This is a genomic window from Massilia sp. DWR3-1-1 (assembly GCF_049898325.1).
GTDB lineage: Bacteria > Pseudomonadota > Gammaproteobacteria > Burkholderiales > Burkholderiaceae_D > JAFCUW01.
Map to the genome: position 1 here is coordinate 19,125 of NZ_JAFCXL010000013.1, position 17,641 is coordinate 36,765.

Sequence of the window (17,641 nt, forward strand, 5' to 3'; positions counted from 1 at the left end):
AGCGGCCGCGGCCGCTATTACGATGATGTTTGCCCTTGCGGCATCGCGTTCTGAACGAGCGCGATGCCGTTTTTTTTGGCGAACGGGCGGCGCTTTACTTCGGTGCGGCGGCGCTCATGTCGGCCTTTGCGGCGGCCTTGTCGGCCTTCGCTTCAGCCTTGGCCTTGGCCACTTTCTTGTGTGCCTTGGCCTTGGTCTTGGCAGCGTCGGCCTTGGCGACAGCCTTGTCGGCAGTCGCGTCGGCGCTGGCTTTTTCCACTTTCTCATCGGCCTTGGCAGCCGTTTTGTGTTCCTGTGCCTGGGCGGCGCTCACCTTGGCGGCAGGCGCCGGTGCGGTGGCGGGGGTCTGGGCGATGGCGGCGGTGGCGAACAGGGCAGCGACGAGGGTGGCGATCAGTTTGTTCATGGCAGGTCCTTGGTAAGTTGGTGGCGGCAGCGATTGCGCCGTCCTGATCCAATAACGGCCGCGCGCCGTGCGCCGATGACAGCAATTACATTCCCTTACAAAGGTTCGCCAACGAACGGTAGGGCGCTGCGCCCAGGCTTACACTTTTGCCATTGCATCGACCAAGGCGACGCCATGACCGACCCCCTCAAGGCCTACAAGGACAAGCGCGATTTCAAGATCACCAGCGAGCCGGAGCAGGGCGGCGCGCCGACGACGGGGGCGCTGCGCTTCGTCATCCAGAAGCACTGGGCCAGCCACCTGCACTACGACTTGCGGCTCGAACTCGACGGCACCATGAAAAGCTGGGCGGTGCCGAAAGGGCCCAGCTACGATCCGCACGACAAGCGCATGGCCGTGCAGGTGGAAGATCACCCGATCGCCTATGCCAGCTTTGAAGGCAGCATCCCCGCCCGGCAGTACGGCGCCGGCAAGGTGATCATCTGGGACCAGGGCAGCTGGACGCCGCTGGTCGATGCGCGCGCCGGCTACGCAGAAGGCAATCTGAAGTTTGCCCTGCACGGCCACAAAATGCACGGCAACTGGGCCTTGATCCGCATGAAGGGCAAGGGCGAAAAGCAGCCGCCCTGGCTGCTGATCAAGGAGAAAGACGCTTACGTGCGCCCGGCCAGCGCGTTTTCCGTGGTCGACGCCATGCCCGACAGCGTTGCCGGCCTGGCCCCGCCCTCCGACGTTGCCGACCCTGCCGCTACTGCCGCTACTGCAGCTACTGCCGCTACTGCCAGCGCCGGTCCCGGCGCGGACGGCCCGCCGCCCGGCGCGCGCCCATCGCCCTTGCCGGCCACGCTGAAGCCGCAACTGGCCACCCTGGTCGAGACGGCGCCGGGCCAGCCGGAGGACTGGGTGTTCGAGATCAAGTTCGACGGCTACCGCATGCTCGCCCGGGTCGAAGGCGGGCACACCGCCCTGTACACGCGCAATGGCAAGGACTGGACGGCCAGGCTGCCCGCGCTGCGCGACGAACTGGCCCGCCTGGGCCTGCCCGACGGCTGGTACGATGGCGAGATCGTCGTCAACGACGCGCACGGCAAGCCCGATTTCGGCCTGCTCCAGCAAGCCTTCGACGGCAGCAATACGGCCCATATCGCCTATTTTCTGTTCGATGTGCCGTATTTGCAGGGCCACGATCTGCGCCGCTGCACGCTGGTGGCGCGCCGCGCCGCGCTGGCCAATGTGCTCGCGCACGTGCAAGGCAGCGCCATGGTCCGTTTCAGCGATGAATTCGGCCACGATCCGCAGGCGCTGGTGAAGGCCGCCTGCCGCATGGGCCTCGAGGGGGTGATCGGCAAGCGCCGCGATGCGCCCTACGTGGCGCGGCGCTCGGCCGACTGGATCAAGCTCAAATGCGGCAAGCGCCAGGAATTCGTCATCGGCGGGTATACCGATCCGCAGGGTGCGCGGGTCGGCATCGGCGCGCTGCTGCTGGGTACCCACGATGCGCACGGCGTGCTGCACTACGCGGGCAATGTCGGCACCGGCTTCGATGGGGCCATGCTGGCGCGGCTCAAGGAGCGGCTGGGCGCGCTCGAGACCGATGTCAGCCCGTTTGCGCCGGGTGCGGTGGCGGGCCGCAAGCACCACTGGGTCAAGCCGCAACTGGTGTGCGAGATCAGCTTTGCCGACTGGACCGCCGGCGGCGCCGTGCGCCACGCCGTGTTTCACGGCCTGCGCGAGGACAAGCCGGCCACTGCCATCATGCGCGAAGTACCACAGCAACTGGAGGACAAGGTGAACACGTCAACCACGCACAGCGGGCGCGCTGCCGCCGCGCTGCCCGCCGGGTTCAAGGTGAGCAACGGTGCGCGCGTCATCGATGCGCAGTCGGGCGCCACCAAGCTCGACCTGGTGCACTACTACGCCCTGGTCGGCAGCCTGATGATGGACCACTTGACGCACCGCCCCGTGTCGCTGGTGCGGGCGCCGGCCGGCGTGGGTGGTGCGCTGTTTTTTCAGAAGCATGCCGATGTCGCCCGGCTGCCCGGCGTGCTGCAATTGCCGCAGGACCTGGACCCCGACCATCCGCCCATGCTCGAAATTGCCAACGCCACGGGCCTGCTGTCGGCCGCGCAGTTCAACGTCGTCGAGTTCCACAGCCAGAACGCCGTCGCCAGCCATTACGAGCAGCCCGACCGCATGGTGTTCGACCTCGATCCGGGCGAGGGCGTCGACTGGCCCGCCATGCGCGAGGCAGGCCAGCTCATCAAGGCGTTTCTCGATGAACTGGGACTGGTGGGCTTTCTCAAGACCAGCGGCGGCAAGGGCCTGCACGTGGTGGTGCCCATCAAGCCCCGCCATGGCTGGGACGCGGTGAAGGATTTCAGCGAGCAGGTGGTGCGCCACATGGCCAATACCTTGCCGCAGCGCTTTGCGTTCAAGAGCGGGCCGAAGAACCGGGTCGGCCGGATTTTCATCGACTATCTGCGCAACGGGCGCGGCGCCACCACGGCTGCGGCCTGGTCGGCGCGGGCCCGGCCCGGCCTGGGCATCTCGGTGCCGATCGGGTGGGATGAACTGGCCGACGTCAACGGGGGCGACCACTGGACCATCGCCACCGTCCACGCGCGCCTGGCGCAGGGCAACGCGCCGTGGGCCGCCTACGCCAAGAGCGCGAAGAGCCTGACGGCGGCGATCAAGCGCCTGAACGGGGCGCCCAAGGCGTAACTGAGGCCGCTGCTACGCTGCGGCGGCCTTGCGCCGCGTGCTCGGCTTGCTGGCCGCCGGCGCCCGCCTGGCCGCGCTCTTGCGCGCCGGCGCCGCGATCTTGCCGGGCACCGCCTTGCTGGCCCTGGCGGGCGTGGCCGCTTTCTCGCCGCCCGATTTTTTGCCCAGGCTTTGCTGCAGCAAGGCCACCAGGTCGACCACGTTCGAGGACGGCGCCGGCCGCGCCGTCGTGTCGGGCGCGGTGATGGTCCGGGTCTGCCTGGCCTTGACCTTTTTGTCCACCAGCGCCAGCACGTCTTCGCGGTAGCTGTCGTGGTACTGCGCCGGCGTCCACGCCTGGCTCATGCCTTCGACCAGCGCCATCGCCATGCTCACTTCCTTGTCCGTCACCGCCGCCGACCTGGCCGAAGCCGCCGGGATGTGCAAGTCGTCGGTGGCGCGGATTTCATCGGGGTAGCGCAAGGTCTGCAGGACGATGGTGTCGTCCACGCACAGCAGGGCGGCCAGGTGCTGCTTGACGCGGATCACCACGGTGGCGATGCCGATCTTGTCCGTCTTGCGCAGGGTTTCGCGCAGCAGCGCGTAGACCTTGTCGCCGCCCTTGGCGGGCGCCAGATAATAGGGCGTGTCGTAGTGCAGCAGCGGCACCGCGCCGGCGTCGACAAAGCAGACGATGTCGATGGCGCCCGTCTTTTCGGGATTGGCCGCGCGCAGGTCCTCGTCCGACAGCACGACGTACTCGCCCTCGCTGTACTCGTAGCCCTTGACGATATCGTCCCAGCCCACTTCCTGGTCATTGCCCTTGTTGTAGCGCTTGAAGCCGACGGGGGAAAAGTCGCGCCGGTCGAGCATCGTCAGGTCGAGCGCGTGCTCGCTGGTGGCGGGGAACATCTCGACGGGGATGTGCACGAGGCCGAAACTGATCGCCCCTTTCCACAAGCTGCGGGCCATGGTCTTATTCTCCCACCGAGCCCGTCACCGGCAGGATCACGCCGGTGATGTAGCTCGAGCACACGGACGAGGCCAGGAACACATAGGCGGGCGAGAGCTCTTCCGGCTGGGCCGGGCGGCGATACGATGTGGCGGCGCCGAAGCTGGCGATCTTCTCGGGCGTCTGGTCGGCCGGATTGAGGGGCGTCCATACGGGACCGGGGGCGACGGCATTGACGCGGATGCCCTGGTCGAGCAGATTGGCCGCCAGCGCCATGGTGAAGGCATGGATGGCGCCCTTGGTGGTGGCGTAGTCGAGCAGGTGTTCGGCGCCCTTCAGGCCGGTGACGGAGCCCGTGTTGACGATGGCGGCGCCGCGCTTGAGGTAGGGCAGGCAGGCCTTGGCCATGTGGAAGTAGCCGTAGATATTCGTGCGCATGGTCTCGTCGAAGCGCTCTTCGGTCAGGTCGAGCAGCGAGGATGCGTGCTCCTGGAAGGCGGCGTTATTGACCAGCACATCGAGACGGCCCCATTCGGCCACCACCTTGTCCACCGCTTCCTGGCAAAACGCCATGTCCTTGACGTCGCCGGCGACGGTAACGCAGCGGCGCCCTTCGGCCTGCACGTATTGCTGGGTGGCGGCGGCGTCCTCGTGTTCATTGAGGTAGAAAATGGCGACGTCGGCCCCTTCGCGGGCAAACAGCACGGCCACCGCGCGGCCGATGCCGGAGTCGCCGCCCGTGACGATGGCGACCTGGCCCTGCAGCTTGCCGCTGCCCTTGTAGTGCTCGGCCATGAAGCGGGGCTTGAGCGTCATCTGCGCCTCGACTCCCGGTTTGCTTAGGTGCTGCGAGGGCAGGGGCAGGCCGGGCTGGTCGACCAGGCCCGTTTGCACCGCTTGCCGGTGTTCGGCCGCCGGCGTGGCCGCGGCGTCCTTCTGGTCCTGCCGGCTCTGGATGGCTTTTTGGGTGTCCGCGACCTCGTCCTGGATTGCCATTGCGTGTTTTCCTCATGCTTGTTTGATAGGTAAACATGAGTATCGGGCGCACTGGCGCCGGCGCTCCGTGCGCGTTCGCACATAGCGGGCAATCGGGCTGGCGCGCAGTCGACCAGTGCGCCTCGCTGCACGGCGCCCGACTCGGTGACGCAATCGATCAGGGCCTGGGCGCCTGGCGCTGCGCGTCGTGGAGGCGGTCGGCATCGTCGCAACGCCCCGCGTAGGGATGAATGCGCCCGGCCGGATCGGCGTCGAAAATCGAGCGCCACGGATCGACCTCGCTGTACACGACCATCGTGCCCATATTGGCCGGATCGGCGCGGCTGGGGCCGGCGCCCATCAGCGCCTGGTCGTCGGTGCTGGCCAGGTCGCCGTCGCGGTCGAACAGCAGGAAGCCGAGCGACTTCTCGCCCTTGTACGCTTCCGGCCGGGGGCGCTGCGCCCGGTAGATGGCGGCCTTTTTGCCCGCTTCCGCGACTTTTGAGATGATGACCTTCGGCGCGCCGTTCGGGAAGACGATATTGCCGTTCACGTAAGCCTGCAGCAGGCGGCCCTGCTCATCGTAATCGGCCGAGATGTTCCAGCGCCACACATAGTAGTGGCATAAATCGATGTCATAGAGGTATTTTTCGATACCCGGCGCGCCCGCCCTGGTCTTCAGGCTGGCATGACCTTCCTCGACGAAGGTGCGCCGCACGGTGGCGCTGGCGCTGCCCAGCGGCAATCGCGCCCGGATCAGGCTGGCCATTTCGTCCAGGGTTGTCACCGCCTCGAAGGCGAACGGCGGGGCCGCGGCCGCCGCCGTGGCGGCGCCACCGGCAAGCGCCATGACCAGGGTGAGCAGCGCCCAGGGCGCCGTTGCTGCGGTTCGACACGATGCTATTTTCATGCGCACTTTCCTGTGCCCGGTGGGTGGGGGCTGCCGCGTGAGTGTATGACACACATTGCTCAAATGGCAAATAATCGCTGAAACGGCGTTTGCCCCGTTCAGCGCGCGCCTTTCCTTCCGTGTTTAGGGTGCTTTATGGCAAACTACGGGCGGGCGCCTGGCGCCAGTTGGAGCTTGTGCCCCGTTTATTTTTTTCAGGAGAGTGTATGACGCACCCGGACGCCGAGCGTGCCCGCAAGGTGGGGCTGTTTTTGAACCCGGTGCCGGCGCGTCGCGTGCAGTTTCAGGCCGACAGCGGCGACCGGTTCGGGCGCCTGTTCGTCGCCGCCGATGCCGACGAGGCCGCGCGCATCCTGGCGCAGGAAGCGGTCGACCTCTTGATCATCGATCTGGACCGTTTCGACCGCGCCATCGACGCCGCGCCGCTGGCCCGACTGGTGCGCCAGCGCGCCGGCGCCGCCGTGCTGCTGCTGTGCGCCTATGGCCGCGCCAACTGGCTGACCGAACTGGCCCCGTTCGGCCCGCTCGACTACCTGCTTGAACCGGCCGGCGCCGCCGAACTGGGGCAGCGCATCGATGCCAGCCTGGCCGGCGCCAGCGCCGGCCAGGCTGGCGCCACCGTGAACGCGTTGCGGTCCTTGCTGGCGCTGCGCAGCAGCATGTTGCAGGCGGTGGCCGGCGCCGACGACGGCGCCGAACTGGCCAGCGCCGTCTGCGCGGCGCTGGCGCGCTGGCCCGGCGTGGTCCACGCGGCGCTGCTGGAAACCTCGGCGCGCGGCGAGTTGATCGTCTCGGCCCAGCATGCAAGGGGCGCGCTCGACCTGGCGCACCTGCTCGACCCGGCCATCGCGCTGCTCGACTCGCCCCTGCGCCACCGGTTTCCGCCTCTGATCGCCGCCTGCGACGGCGAACTGGCCGTGCTCGACGACCTTGACCGGTGCGCCGATGCGGGCCTCGCTGGCGCGCTCGCGGCGATGCATGTGGCGATGGTGGTGGGCGTGCCGATCGCCGCGCGCGGCCCCGGCGCGCCGCTGGGCGCCCTGTGCCTGATGTTCGAGACGGCGCAGCGCCTGTCGGCCGATGACCTGGCCACGCTCGAGGCGCTCGCGCGTGAAGTGGGCCTGGGCCTGCGCCTGGCCGAGATGAACGGCGACGCCGAGCAACTGCTGGCGCGCCTTACCGACCTGGCCACCCTCGACGCGCTCACCGGGGTGGCCAACCGCGGCCGCGGCGAAGCACTGCTCGAACAGGAAATCAAGCGCGCGCGCCGCTACGCCACGCCGCTGGCCCTGATCACCATCGACGTCGATCATTTCAAGGCCATCAACGACCGCTACGGCCATCCGGTGGGCGACGCCGCCCTGCGCGTGCTGGCCCAGGCGATCCGCGCCGAGCTGCGTTCGAGCGACTGGCTGGCCCGTTCGGGCGGCGACGAATTCCAGATCGTCGCCACCCACACCAACGCCATCGACGGCCTTAAAATGGCCGAAAAAATCCGCCAGGCGATTGGCGCGACCACCTTTCCCGGCTTCGACCGGCTGGCCGTGAGCATGGCGGTGGCCCAGGCCGGCGCCGATGAAAGCGCCGACGCGCTGATGGTGCGCGCCGCCGCCGCGATGGCGCGCGCCAAGCGGGCCGGGCGCAACTGCGTGGAACTGGCGATGCAGTGAGCAGTCGCGCCGCTCCCCTGAAATTGCTGCTGGGCTGGGCGCGGCCCTACCAGCGCCGCCTGCTCGCCGGCGACGTCAGCGCCGGCGTCATCGTCGCCATGATGATGGTGCCGCAGGCGATGGCCTACGCCATGGTGGCCGGGCTGCCGCCCGTGGTGGGCCTGTACGCGAGCATCGTGCCGCCCCTGCTGTACGCGCTGTTCGGCACCAGCATGACGCAGTCGGTGGGGCCGATGGCGATCATCTCGTTGATGACGGCGTCGAGCCTGGCGCCGCTGGCGGTGCCCGGTTCGGCCCTGTACGGCGTGCTGGCGGCACAGTTGGCGCTGATGTCGGGCGGGCTGCTGCTGCTGTGCGCCGTCGCGCGCGTGGGCTTCCTGGCCAATTTCTTCTCGCGTCCCGTGATGAGCGGTTTTACGCTGGGGTCCGCGCTGCTGATCGCCTGGGGCCAGCTGGCGGCGCTGCTGGGCACCGGCGCGCCGCACGCGCTGCCCATCGTGCCCATGGTGTCCAGCTTCGCCGGGCTGTCCGTGCACCCGGCCAGCGCCGCCTTCGGCATCCTGTCGGCGCTGGCGCTGCTGTGGGCGCGCCGGTCGCTGGCATCGCTGTTGCGGCGCGCCGGCCTGGCGCCCGGCGCCGCCAGCATCGGCGCGCGGCTGGCGCCCATGCTGGTGGTGGTCGTCGCCAGCGCCGTGGTGGCGCTGGCGCCCGGCCTGGCCGCCGGCGTGGCGACGATTGGCGCCGTGCCGGCCGGCCTGCCCACGCTCAACCTGGCGACGGCGTCCTCGTACTGGTCGGCGCTGCTGCAGCCGGCGCTGTTGATCGGCTTCATGATCTTTCTCATTTCGATGTCGTCGGCGCAGGCGCTGGCGCAGGCGGGCGGGCGCGCCGGCGACGAACCGGCGCCGGCGCCCGTCAAACCAGCGGCCAACCTGGAGCTGCTGGGCCTGGGCGTGGCCAATATCGGCAGCGCCCTCAGTGGCGGCCTGCCCGTCACCGGCAGCATGTCGCGCGGCGCCGTCAACCACGCCGCCGGCGCCAACACGCCGCTGGCGAGCATCATCAGCGCGGCCCTGCTGGCGCTGGCGCTGGTGGCGCCCACCGGCTACCTGGCGCTGGTGCCGATGCCGACGCTGGCGGCGACCATCATCGTCGCCGTGCTGGGCATGCTGGAACTGGAAACGCTGCGCACGGCGCTGCGCTACGACCGCAGCGATGCGCTGGCGCTGGCGGGCACCGCCGGCGGGGTGCTGGTGGCCGGGGTCGAGGCGGGTGTCGTCATCGGCGTGCTGCTGTCGATGGGCACCCTGATCTGGCGCGCCAGCCGCCCCCACATTGCCGTGTTGGGACGGATCGCCGGCAGCGAGCATTTCAGGAACGTCGAGCGCTATCCGGGCGGCACCGCGCCCAGCGTGCTGCTGCTGCGGGTCGATGCCTTTCTGTTCTTCGGCAATATCGACGCCGTCAGCGCCCGCATCGACGACGAACTGGCGGCGCGGCCGGGCCTGCGCCACCTGGTGCTGGTGCTGTCGGCGGTGAACGCCATCGACACCTCGGCCCTGTTCGGCCTGGCCGACATCAACCGCCAGCTGGCCGCGCGCGGCGTACTGCTGCACCTGGCCGAAGTCAAGGGGCCGGTGATGGACCGCCTGAAGGCGGTCAAGCTGCTCGAGTCGATCAGCGGCAATGTCTACCTGAGCACCGCGAACGCCTGGGATGCGCTGACCAAGGCATAGGCGGGCGCGGCGAAAACGCCACAGCCCGATGCGCGCCGCATGACTTGATGATCCACCCCCGATAGCGATTGACCGTGCGCAAAGCGCTCGTTATCGTTGACCCGTTCACGTACGGGGGCCCCGTGACGACAGTCGATGCATACCGGCTTGTGGCGCTGCGGGCAGTGGTCGGGCTGGCGCTGGGCCTTGGTCTGGCCGTGCGCTGCGTCCACGCCGCGCCCGTCTTCATCATCGGCGGCCGCATCGACCTGGGCGCCGTGTTCCGGCTCGAGGAGCCCGACCGGCGCCTGCCGTTCGCCCTCAACGGCGCCGTCGCCGGGGTGACAACGCGCAATGGCACCGGCGCCAACGCCGACGACGCCACCCTCAATTTTCGCCGCCACCAGGCCGTCTCGCGCACCCTCAGCGCCAGCGTCGATGTGGGCGCCCGCTACCAGGACACGCGCGCGCTGCTGCGCGTCAAGGGCTGGCGCGACGACGCCTTGCTGCGCGACGGCCGCCCCTGGGGCAGCGCCGCCAACAATTACGCGGCCGGCCAGGCCCTCAGCGACGCCGGCGCGCCGCCGCTGTCGCGTTTTTCCGGCGTGGTGGTGGGCGAGGCCTGGGTCGAGCAGCGCATCGACGCGGGCCGCTGGCGCCTGCTGGCACGCGCTGGCCAGCAAAGCCTGGACTGGGGCGCCAGGATGGGTTTTGGCGGCGGCCTCGAGGTGCTCACGCCACGCGACCTGCCGGCCAGCCGGCGTGCCGGCGCGCGGCCGGATGACGTCAAGGTGCCCGTGCCGATGCTGTTCGCCAGCGCCGAAGTCGACGGCGCCAGCGCCGTCGAGCTGTTTTACCAGGGCCGCTTCCGGCCCAACGCCATCGACATGTGCGGCACCTTCTTTGCCGTCAACGACTACCTGGTCGACGGCTGCGACAAGGTCATGAGCGGCGCCCCGGCGGTGGACGACCGCAGCCGGGTGGCGCTGGGCGCCTACCTCAGGCGCTTGCCCACGCCGCCGCCGCAGGCAAGCCAGTTCGGCGCCGCGTTGCGCTGGCGCTGGCCGGCGCTGGGCCTGCAACTGGGCGCCTATCACGCCCGCTACACCAGCCGCACGGCGGTGCCCAGCCTGCACAAATCCAGCCGCGCCGGCCCCGCCTTCATCGCCGGCGACCCCGATGGCAAAAATATCGCCTTCTTCACCGAATACCCGGAAGCGCTGCGCATCGACGCGCTCACGTTCAGCCACAGCGGCGGGGCCTATGGCGAACTGTCATACCGGCCCCGCCAGCCCTTGTTGTTCGGCCCCGGCGACGCGCTGCCGCCCTTTCTCAATCCCGCCGCGCCGTCGCTGCTGCGGCGCGACGCCGACGCCATCGCCGCGGGCGCCGTGTTTCATGGCTACGAGCGCTACCCCATGTGGCAGGGGCAGCTCGGTGTGCGGGGGCAAGGGGACGGGCCGGTGGCGCTGGGCTGGTCGGCCGAGGTGGTGCTCAAGCATGTCGCCGGCCTGCCCGGGCAGGCGCTGCGCCGCTACGGCCGCGCCGACGTGTTTGGCACCGGGCCCGTGCAGGGCCTGTGCAACGCCAACATGACGGTGCCGGCCCTGCAATGCAGCGAGCGCGGTTATGTCAGCCGCAACGCCGCCGCCTGGCGCGCGCGCGTGGAACTGCCGCTGCCGCCGCTGGTCGAGGCGCTCAGCGCCACCGCCGCGCTGGGCGTGGTCCACGATGTGCGCGGCTGGTCCGCCGATGCCCTCATCAACCAGGGCCGGCGCAGCGCCAATCTCGGTGTGCGCGCCGTGTACCGCCAGCGCTACCACGTCGAGGTGGCCTGGCTGCCCGTCTGGGGCGGCGACTACAACGCCACCGCCGACCGCGACGTGCTGGCCATCTCGGCCGGCTTTTCCTTTTAATAAATGCACCAGCATGGTGCATTTTCTGCGGGCATGGTGAACCTTGCCCCGTGCCTGCCCGCGCCCGGTGCGAAGTGTTTCTGCAGGGCTGGCATGGTACGTGCTAATTTGTTTGCATGCCTGACTGTCTTGCCGTTCCCGATTCGCCTGTCCCCGTTGCGCCGCCGCGTGCCCACGCGCCGTGGCAGGCCAGCCTGCGCCTGCGTTTCGTCGACGACGCCGGCGTCACCCGACTCGTCGAGCGGCGCCACAGCGGCCCCTTGCGCGTGCAAAAAGCCCTGTATCCCGAGGGCGGCGCCATCTGTCACGCCATCGTCGTCCATCCGCCCGGCGGCGTGGTGGGCGGCGATATGCTGGCCATCGACGCCACGGTGGAAGCCGGTGGCCACGCGCTGCTCACCACGCCGGGGGCGGCCAAGTGGTACCGCGCCAACGGCCGCCAGTCGCGCCAGGACGTGCGGCTGGCGGCGGGCGCCGGCGCTGCGCTCGAATGGCTGCCGCAGGAAACCATTTTTTTCAACGACGCCGACGTCCGCCTCGATCACAGCGTCGAGCTGGCAGCGGGCGCGCGCTATATCGGCGCCGAGATCCTGTGCTTCGGCCGGCGCGCCTCGGGCGAGACCTTCCGCGGCGGCGTGATTCGCCAACGCACGCAGATTCGCAGTGCCGGCAAGCTGCTGTGGTGGGAGCAGGGCACGCTCGCTGCCGCCGGCGCGGCCATGCACAGCCCCTTCGGCCTGGGCGGCGCCAGCGTCTGCGCCACCCTGACCGGGGTTGGCGCGCCGCTGCCGGCGGCCCTGCTGGCGCAGATCCGCGCGCTTGACCCGGACCTGGCGGCCAGCCAGGTCAAGTCGGTGTTCGTGGCCCGGCTGCTGTGCGACGACAGCGAGCGCGCGCGCCAGCTGGTGACGGCCGCCTGGCAACTGCTGCGGCCCCACCTGCTGGGCTGCGCGGCGCCGGTGCCGCGCATCTGGAACACCTGAACCCCAAAGACAAAAGAGAGACACCATGGACCTGACCCCCCGCGAAAAAGACAAGCTGCTCATTTTTACCGCCGGCCTGCTGGCCGAACGCCGGCTGGCGCGTGGCCTGAAACTCAATTATCCGGAGAGCGTGGCCCTGATCAGCGCCGCCATCATGGAGGGCGCGCGCGACGGCAAGAGCGTGGCCGAACTGATGGCCGAGGGCGCCACCATCCTCACCCGCGCCGACGTCATGGAAGGCATCGCCGAAATGATCCCGGACATCCAGGTCGAGGCGACCTTCCCCGACGGCACCAAGCTCGTCACCGTCCACCATCCCATTCCATGAACCACCAGCGAAAAAAAGGCGTCATATGATACCGGGCGAATACCGGCTGCTGCCGGGTGACATCGAGTTCAACGTCGGCCGCGCCACCACCACCGTGGTGGTGGCCAACAGCGGCGACCGGCCGATCCAGGTCGGCTCGCATTTTCATTTTTACGAGGTCAATCCGGCACTGCTGTTCGAGCGCGCCGGCACCCTCGGCATGCGCCTGAACATCGCCGCCGGCACCGCCGTGCGCTTCGAGCCGGGCCAGCGCCGCACCGTCGAACTGGTGGCGCTGGCGGGCGAGCGCAAGGTCTACGGCTTCAACGCCCTGGTGATGGGGGCGCTGCCATGAGCCGCATCAGCCGCGCCGCCTACGCCGAAATGTACGGCCCCACCACGGGCGATCGCATCCGCCTGGCCGACACCGAACTGTTCATCGAGATCGAGCGCGACTACGCCACCTACGGCGAAGAGGTCAAGTTCGGCGGCGGCAAGACCATCCGCGACGGCATGGGCCAGTCGCAGCGCGTGCACGCCGAGGTGATGGACACGGTCATCACCAACGCCGTCATCATCGACCACTGGGGCATCGTCAAGGCCGATATCGGCCTCAAGAACGGCCTGATCGCCGCCATCGGCAAGGCCGGCAATCCCGACATCCAGCCCGACGTGACGATGGCCATCGGCGGCGCCACCGAGATCATCGCCGGCGAAGGCGCCATCGTCACCGCCGGCGGCATCGACACCCACATCCACTTCATCTGCCCGCAGCAGATCGAGGAAGCCCTGATGAGCGGGATCACCACCATGATCGGCGGCGGCACCGGGCCGGCGGTGGGCACCGCCGCCACCACCTGCACGCCCGGTCCCTGGCACATCCACGCCATGCTGGCGGCGGCCGACGCCTTTCCCATGAACCTGGGCTTTCTGGGCAAGGGCAACGTCAGCCTGCCCGAGCCGCTGATCGAGCAGGTCAAGGCCGGCGCGATCGGCCTGAAACTGCACGAGGACTGGGGCAGCACCCCGGCCGCCATCGACAACTGCCTGGCGGTGGCCGAGCAGATGGACGTGCAGGTGGCGATCCACTCCGACACGCTCAACGAGGGCGGCTTCCTGGAAGCGACCCTGGCCGCCTTCAAGGGCCGCACCATCCACACCTTCCACACGGAAGGGGCGGGCGGCGGCCACGCGCCCGACATCATCGCCGCCGTCGGCGAAATGAACGTGCTGCCGTCGTCGACCAATCCGACCCGGCCGTTCACCGTCAACACGCTCGACGAGCACCTCGACATGCTGATGGTGTGCCACCACCTCGACCCGGCGATTGCCGAAGACGTGGCGTTTGCCGAGTCGCGCATCCGCCGCGAAACCATCGCCGCCGAGGACATCCTGCACGACATGGGCGCCATCTCGATGATGTCGTCGGACTCGCAGGCGATGGGCCGGGTGGGCGAGACCATCATGCGCACCTGGCAGACGGCCCATAAAATGAAGCTGCAGCGTGGCCCGCTGGCGCCCGATGGCAAGGACAACGACAACTTCCGCGTCAAGCGCTACATCGCCAAGTACACCATCAACCCGGCCATCACGCACGGCATTGCGCACGTGGTCGGCTCCATCGAAGTGGGCAAGATCGCCGACCTGGTGCTGTGGAAGCCGGCCTTCTTCGGCGTCAAGCCGTCGATGATACTCAAGGGCGGCATGATCGCGGCGGCGCAGATGGGCGACCCGAACGCCTCGATCCCCACGCCGCAGCCCGTGCATTACCGGATGATGTTCGGCGCCTTCGGCGGCGGCCTGAAAAAATCCTTCACCTTCGTCTCGCAGGCGGCCTTCGACGCCGGCATCGACAGGCAGCTGGGCCTGTCGAAAACCATCATCGCCGTGCGCGGCACGCGCGGCCTCACCAAGGCCGACATGATCCACAACGGCGCCACCCCGCGCATGCAGGTCGACCCGGAGACGTACGAGGTGCGCGCCGATGGCGAGCTGCTCGTGTGCGAGGCGGCCGCCGTGCTACCGATGGCGCAGCGCTATTTTCTATTCTAGGACGGACCCAACATGCTCACGTTTCACAGTAAAGTCGGCACGGCGCCATCGCCATCGGCCATGTATGGGCGGCTGGTGCTGCCCTACGACCAGCGCGAAAAATGCCGGTTGCGCGCGCGCCTGGAGTCGGGCGAAGAAGTGGCGATCTTTACCGTGCGCGGCACCGTGCTGCGCGACGGCGACCTGCTCGGCGGCGGGGCGGCGGACGACCCTGCGCGCGTGGTCATCGAAGTGGTGGCCGCGCTCGAGCCCACCTACGCCGTCCATTGCGACAGCGAGCACGCGCTGGTGCGCTGCGCCTACCACCTGGGCAACCGCCATACCCAGGTGCAGATCGGCGCCGGCCTGCTGCGCATCCGCGTCGACCCCGTGCTCAAGGAGATGGTCGAGGGCCTGGGCGCGCGCGTGGTGCAGGAGCAGGCATGCTTCGAGCCGGAGGCGGGCGCCTATTCGGGCGGTGGGCACAGCCACGGCGGCGACCTGCTGGCGCCGGTGCCGCTGCGCCAGCGCATTCACCGGCCGGGCGACGCCGGCACTGCATGAACGCCGGCCAGTTGCTGCACCTGTTGCAGTTCGCCAGCCCGGCGCTGCCGATCGGCGGCTACAGCTATTCGCAGGGGCTGGAAACGGCCATCGAGCGGGGCCTGGTGCGCGACGCCGCCAGCGCGCGCGACTGGATCGCCGGCTACCTGCACGAGGTGATGGCGCTGTGGGACGCGCCGGTGCTGTGGCGCCTGATGGGCGCCTTCGGCGACGGCGACCTGGCCGCCGTCGCCCTGTGGAGCGAGCGCTTCATCGCCTCGCGCGACTGCGCCGAACTGCGCGCCGAATCGATCCAGATGGGCTACTCGCTCACGCGCCTGCTGGCCGAACTGGGGGTGGGCGAGGTTGCCGTGCTGGGCCCCGAGGTGGCGCTGCCGACCGCCTTTGCCTGCGCCGTCGATGCCCTCGGCATCGACCACCGCGACGCGCTGGTGGCTTCCTTGTTTTCCTGGGCCGAGAACCAGGTGCTGGTGTGCGTCAAGTCGATCCCGCTGGGACAGGTGGCGGGCCAGCGCCTGCTGCTGTCGCTGGCGCCGGAGATCGAGGCGGCGGCCGCGCTGGCGCAGCAACTGGCCGACGACGCGCTGTCGAACTGGTCGCCCGGCCTGTCGATCCTGTCGATGCGCCACGAGGTGCAGCATGGCCGCCTGTATCGTTCATGATGGCCCGGCCCTTCACTTAACTTATTTTACTACCAGACGAAAGCATCACCATGACTTCCAATCCCCTGCGCGTCGGCATCGGCGGCCCGGTCGGCTCCGGCAAGACGGCGCTGTGCGAAATGCTGTGCAAGGCCATGCGCGACGACTACGACATGGCCGTCATCACCAACGATATCTACACCCGCGAGGACATGGACATCCTGCTGCGCGCGGGCGCCTTGCCGGCCGAGCGGCTGATGGGGGTGGAAACGGGCGGCTGCCCGCACACGGCGATCCGCGAGGACGCCTCGATCAACCTGGAGGCGATCGCCCGCATGCAGGCCGACTTTCCCGACCTCGACCTGATCCTGATCGAATCGGGCGGCGACAACCTGGCGGCCACCTTCAGCCCCGAACTGTCGGACCTGACGCTGTACGTGATCGACGTCGCCGGCGGCGAAAAAATCCCCCGCAAGGGCGGCCCCGGCATTACCCGCTCGGACCTGTTGATCATCAATAAGACCGACCTGGCGCCGCACGTGGGCGCCGACCTGCAGGTGATGGCGCGCGATGCCGCCGCCCAGCGCGGCGAGCGGCCGTTCATCTTCACCAATTTGCGCAGCGGCGATGGCGTCGCCGAGGTGGTGGCGTTCATCCGCGAGCAGGGCCTGCTGGAAGTGGCGCAGCGGTAGGGCGCGGCCCGCAGCCGCTCAGCGCTGGCGCGGCGGCGCCAGCACGATCGGCGCTTCCAGTTCGGGATAGCGGCCGTGGTGACCGGCGTAGACGGCGGCGATGGCGGCCATGTCGGCCGCCTGGTCGCCGCTCAGCACCAGGGTGTCGACCAGGCCCAGTTCCTTGTTCGGGTAGTCGATGTACACCAGCAGCAGCGGTATCCTGGCCGTGCGCGCCAGGTGATAGAAGCCGGTGCGCCAGTGCGGCTTGTAGCCGCGCGTGGCTTCCGGGGTGATGGCGACCCAGCACCACGGCTCGGCGCGCATGGTGGCGGCCAGCCGTTCGGTGGCGCCGCTGGAGGTGGAACGCTCGACGGCCATGCCGCCCCAGTAGCGCATCACGACCCCCAGCGGGCCCTTGAACAGGGCGTCCTTGCCCAGAAAGCGAAACGGCAGGCCGACCGCCCACTTGCACAGCAGGCCGACGATAAAATCCCAGTTCGAGGTGTGCGGGTAGACCACCATCACGCCGTGCGGGCCGGGCAGGGGCTTGAAACGTATGTTCCAGCCGGCCAGTTGCAGCAGGCGCAGGGCGGCGCGCTGTCGCCAGGTCGGCAACTGTTCGCTGCGCATGATGTCGTTCATCGGGTCTCCACGGGGCTGTGCATGCAGCCCACTGATTGTTTTGTGTTGCCGCTGGCATGCTCCGGGAGGGCAGAAAGACGCCCGGGGGCCAGCATTGTATTTCCAATGGGAAGCTATTTTAGCGGCATGGCAAGGGTGCCGCAAGGGAGGCGGTGACCTGGCCTGATATGATGTCCACCTGATAAGGAACCCCGCCATGGACATCACGATTTACCACAATCCCCGTTGCGGCACCTCGCGCAAGACGCTCGAACTGATCCGCGCCGCCGGGGTCGAACCGACCATCATCGACTACCTGGCGACGCCGCCCTCGCGCGAGCAGCTCAAGGCCATGGCGGGGGCGGCCGGCTTGCCGCTGCGCTCGCTGCTGCGCAGCAAGGAGGCGGCCTACGCCGAATTGGGGCTGGACAATGCCGCGCTCGACGACGACACCCTGGTCGACGCCATGCTGGCGCACCCGGTGCTGATCGAGCGTCCGCTGGTGGTGAGCGGCAAGGGTGTGCGGCTGTGCCGGCCCAGTGAAAAAGTGCTGGAAATCCTGTAAGCGGGCACCCG

17 protein-coding genes are annotated in these 17,641 nt (G+C 69.0%); 12 read left to right on the top strand and 5 right to left on the bottom strand.

What is annotated here, in order from left to right; genetic code table 11:
- Positions 1–94: 94 nt before the first annotated feature.
- Complete coding sequence (locus ACP7EY_RS14840; RefSeq protein ID WP_426194863.1) at positions 95–406, bottom strand: hypothetical protein; 312 nt, start codon at positions 404–406, stop codon at positions 95–97.
- 174 nt (positions 407–580) lie between these two features.
- On the opposite strand from ACP7EY_RS14840, the gene ligD reads away from it, so the two are divergent.
- Entirely contained in the window at positions 581–3,127 is a 2,547-nt protein-coding gene (gene ligD / locus ACP7EY_RS14845) for a DNA ligase D (RefSeq protein ID WP_426194865.1), read from the top strand.
- A gap of 12 nt (positions 3,128–3,139) precedes the next feature.
- On the opposite strand, the gene ACP7EY_RS14850 is transcribed toward ligD, so the two are convergent.
- From ACP7EY_RS14850 to ACP7EY_RS14860, 3 genes are all read right to left on the bottom strand, one after another.
- Positions 3,140–4,078, bottom strand: coding sequence for a Ku protein (locus ACP7EY_RS14850; RefSeq protein WP_426194867.1), 939 nt, complete (start codon positions 4,076–4,078; stop codon positions 3,140–3,142).
- A 4-nt stretch (positions 4,079–4,082) separates the two neighbouring features.
- Complete coding sequence (locus ACP7EY_RS14855; protein WP_426194869.1) at positions 4,083–5,054, bottom strand: SDR family oxidoreductase; 972 nt, start codon at positions 5,052–5,054, stop codon at positions 4,083–4,085.
- A gap of 157 nt (positions 5,055–5,211) precedes the next feature.
- Entirely contained in the window at positions 5,212–5,943 is a 732-nt protein-coding gene (locus ACP7EY_RS14860) for a hypothetical protein (RefSeq protein WP_426194871.1), read from the bottom strand.
- A gap of 206 nt (positions 5,944–6,149) precedes the next feature.
- On the opposite strand from ACP7EY_RS14860, the gene ACP7EY_RS14865 reads away from it, so the two are divergent.
- The 10 genes from ACP7EY_RS14865 (at position 6,150) to ureG (ending at position 16,462) form a co-directional block, all read left to right on the top strand.
- Positions 6,150–7,613, top strand: coding sequence for a diguanylate cyclase (locus ACP7EY_RS14865; protein WP_426194873.1), 1,464 nt, complete (start codon positions 6,150–6,152; stop codon positions 7,611–7,613).
- A gap of 26 nt (positions 7,614–7,639) precedes the next feature.
- A complete protein-coding gene (locus ACP7EY_RS14870) occupies positions 7,640–9,349 on the top strand; it encodes a SulP family inorganic anion transporter (RefSeq protein WP_426195101.1) in 1,710 nt (569 codons plus the stop codon).
- A 122-nt stretch (positions 9,350–9,471) separates the two neighbouring features.
- A complete protein-coding gene (locus ACP7EY_RS14875) occupies positions 9,472–11,244 on the top strand; it encodes a DUF1302 domain-containing protein (RefSeq protein ID WP_426194875.1) in 1,773 nt (590 codons plus the stop codon).
- 116 nt (positions 11,245–11,360) lie between these two features.
- Entirely contained in the window at positions 11,361–12,227 is an 867-nt protein-coding gene (locus ACP7EY_RS14880; RefSeq protein WP_426194877.1) for an urease accessory protein UreD, read from the top strand.
- A 25-nt stretch (positions 12,228–12,252) separates the two neighbouring features.
- A complete protein-coding gene (gene ureA, locus ACP7EY_RS14885) occupies positions 12,253–12,555 on the top strand; it encodes an urease subunit gamma (protein ID WP_426194879.1) in 303 nt (100 codons plus the stop codon).
- 25 nt (positions 12,556–12,580) lie between these two features.
- Positions 12,581–12,889: an urease subunit beta gene (locus ACP7EY_RS14890; protein ID WP_426194881.1), complete on the top strand. Its 309-nt coding sequence runs from the start codon at positions 12,581–12,583 to the stop codon at positions 12,887–12,889.
- Positions 12,886–14,586: an urease subunit alpha gene (gene ureC, locus ACP7EY_RS14895; RefSeq protein ID WP_426194883.1), complete on the top strand. Its 1,701-nt coding sequence runs from the start codon at positions 12,886–12,888 to the stop codon at positions 14,584–14,586. Before ACP7EY_RS14890 ends, ureC begins: the two co-directional genes overlap by 4 nt.
- A 12-nt stretch (positions 14,587–14,598) precedes the next feature.
- Positions 14,599–15,129, top strand: a complete 531-nt coding sequence (gene ureE / locus ACP7EY_RS14900) for an urease accessory protein UreE (RefSeq protein WP_426194885.1) — start codon at positions 14,599–14,601, stop codon at positions 15,127–15,129.
- Positions 15,126–15,791 (top strand): urease accessory protein UreF, encoded by a 666-nt coding sequence (locus ACP7EY_RS14905; protein ID WP_426194887.1) that lies wholly within the window; start codon positions 15,126–15,128, stop codon positions 15,789–15,791. Before ureE ends, ACP7EY_RS14905 begins: the two co-directional genes overlap by 4 nt.
- Before the next feature lie 50 nt (positions 15,792–15,841).
- The gene (gene ureG / locus ACP7EY_RS14910) at positions 15,842–16,462 is read left to right on the top strand and encodes an urease accessory protein UreG (protein ID WP_426194888.1); all 621 of its coding nucleotides are present in this window, start codon (positions 15,842–15,844) and stop codon (positions 16,460–16,462) included.
- Positions 16,463–16,480: 18 nt separating this feature from the next.
- Here the strand turns inward: ureG and ACP7EY_RS14915 are convergent, their stop codons facing one another.
- Complete coding sequence (locus tag ACP7EY_RS14915) at positions 16,481–17,086, bottom strand: 1-acyl-sn-glycerol-3-phosphate acyltransferase (RefSeq protein ID WP_426194889.1); 606 nt, start codon at positions 17,084–17,086, stop codon at positions 16,481–16,483.
- A gap of 196 nt (positions 17,087–17,282) precedes the next feature.
- Here ACP7EY_RS14915 and arsC point away from each other — a divergent pair, with 196 nt between their 5' ends.
- Entirely contained in the window at positions 17,283–17,630 is a 348-nt protein-coding gene (gene arsC / locus ACP7EY_RS14920) for an arsenate reductase (glutaredoxin) (protein WP_426194891.1), read from the top strand.
- Positions 17,631–17,641: the final 11 nt, after the last annotated feature.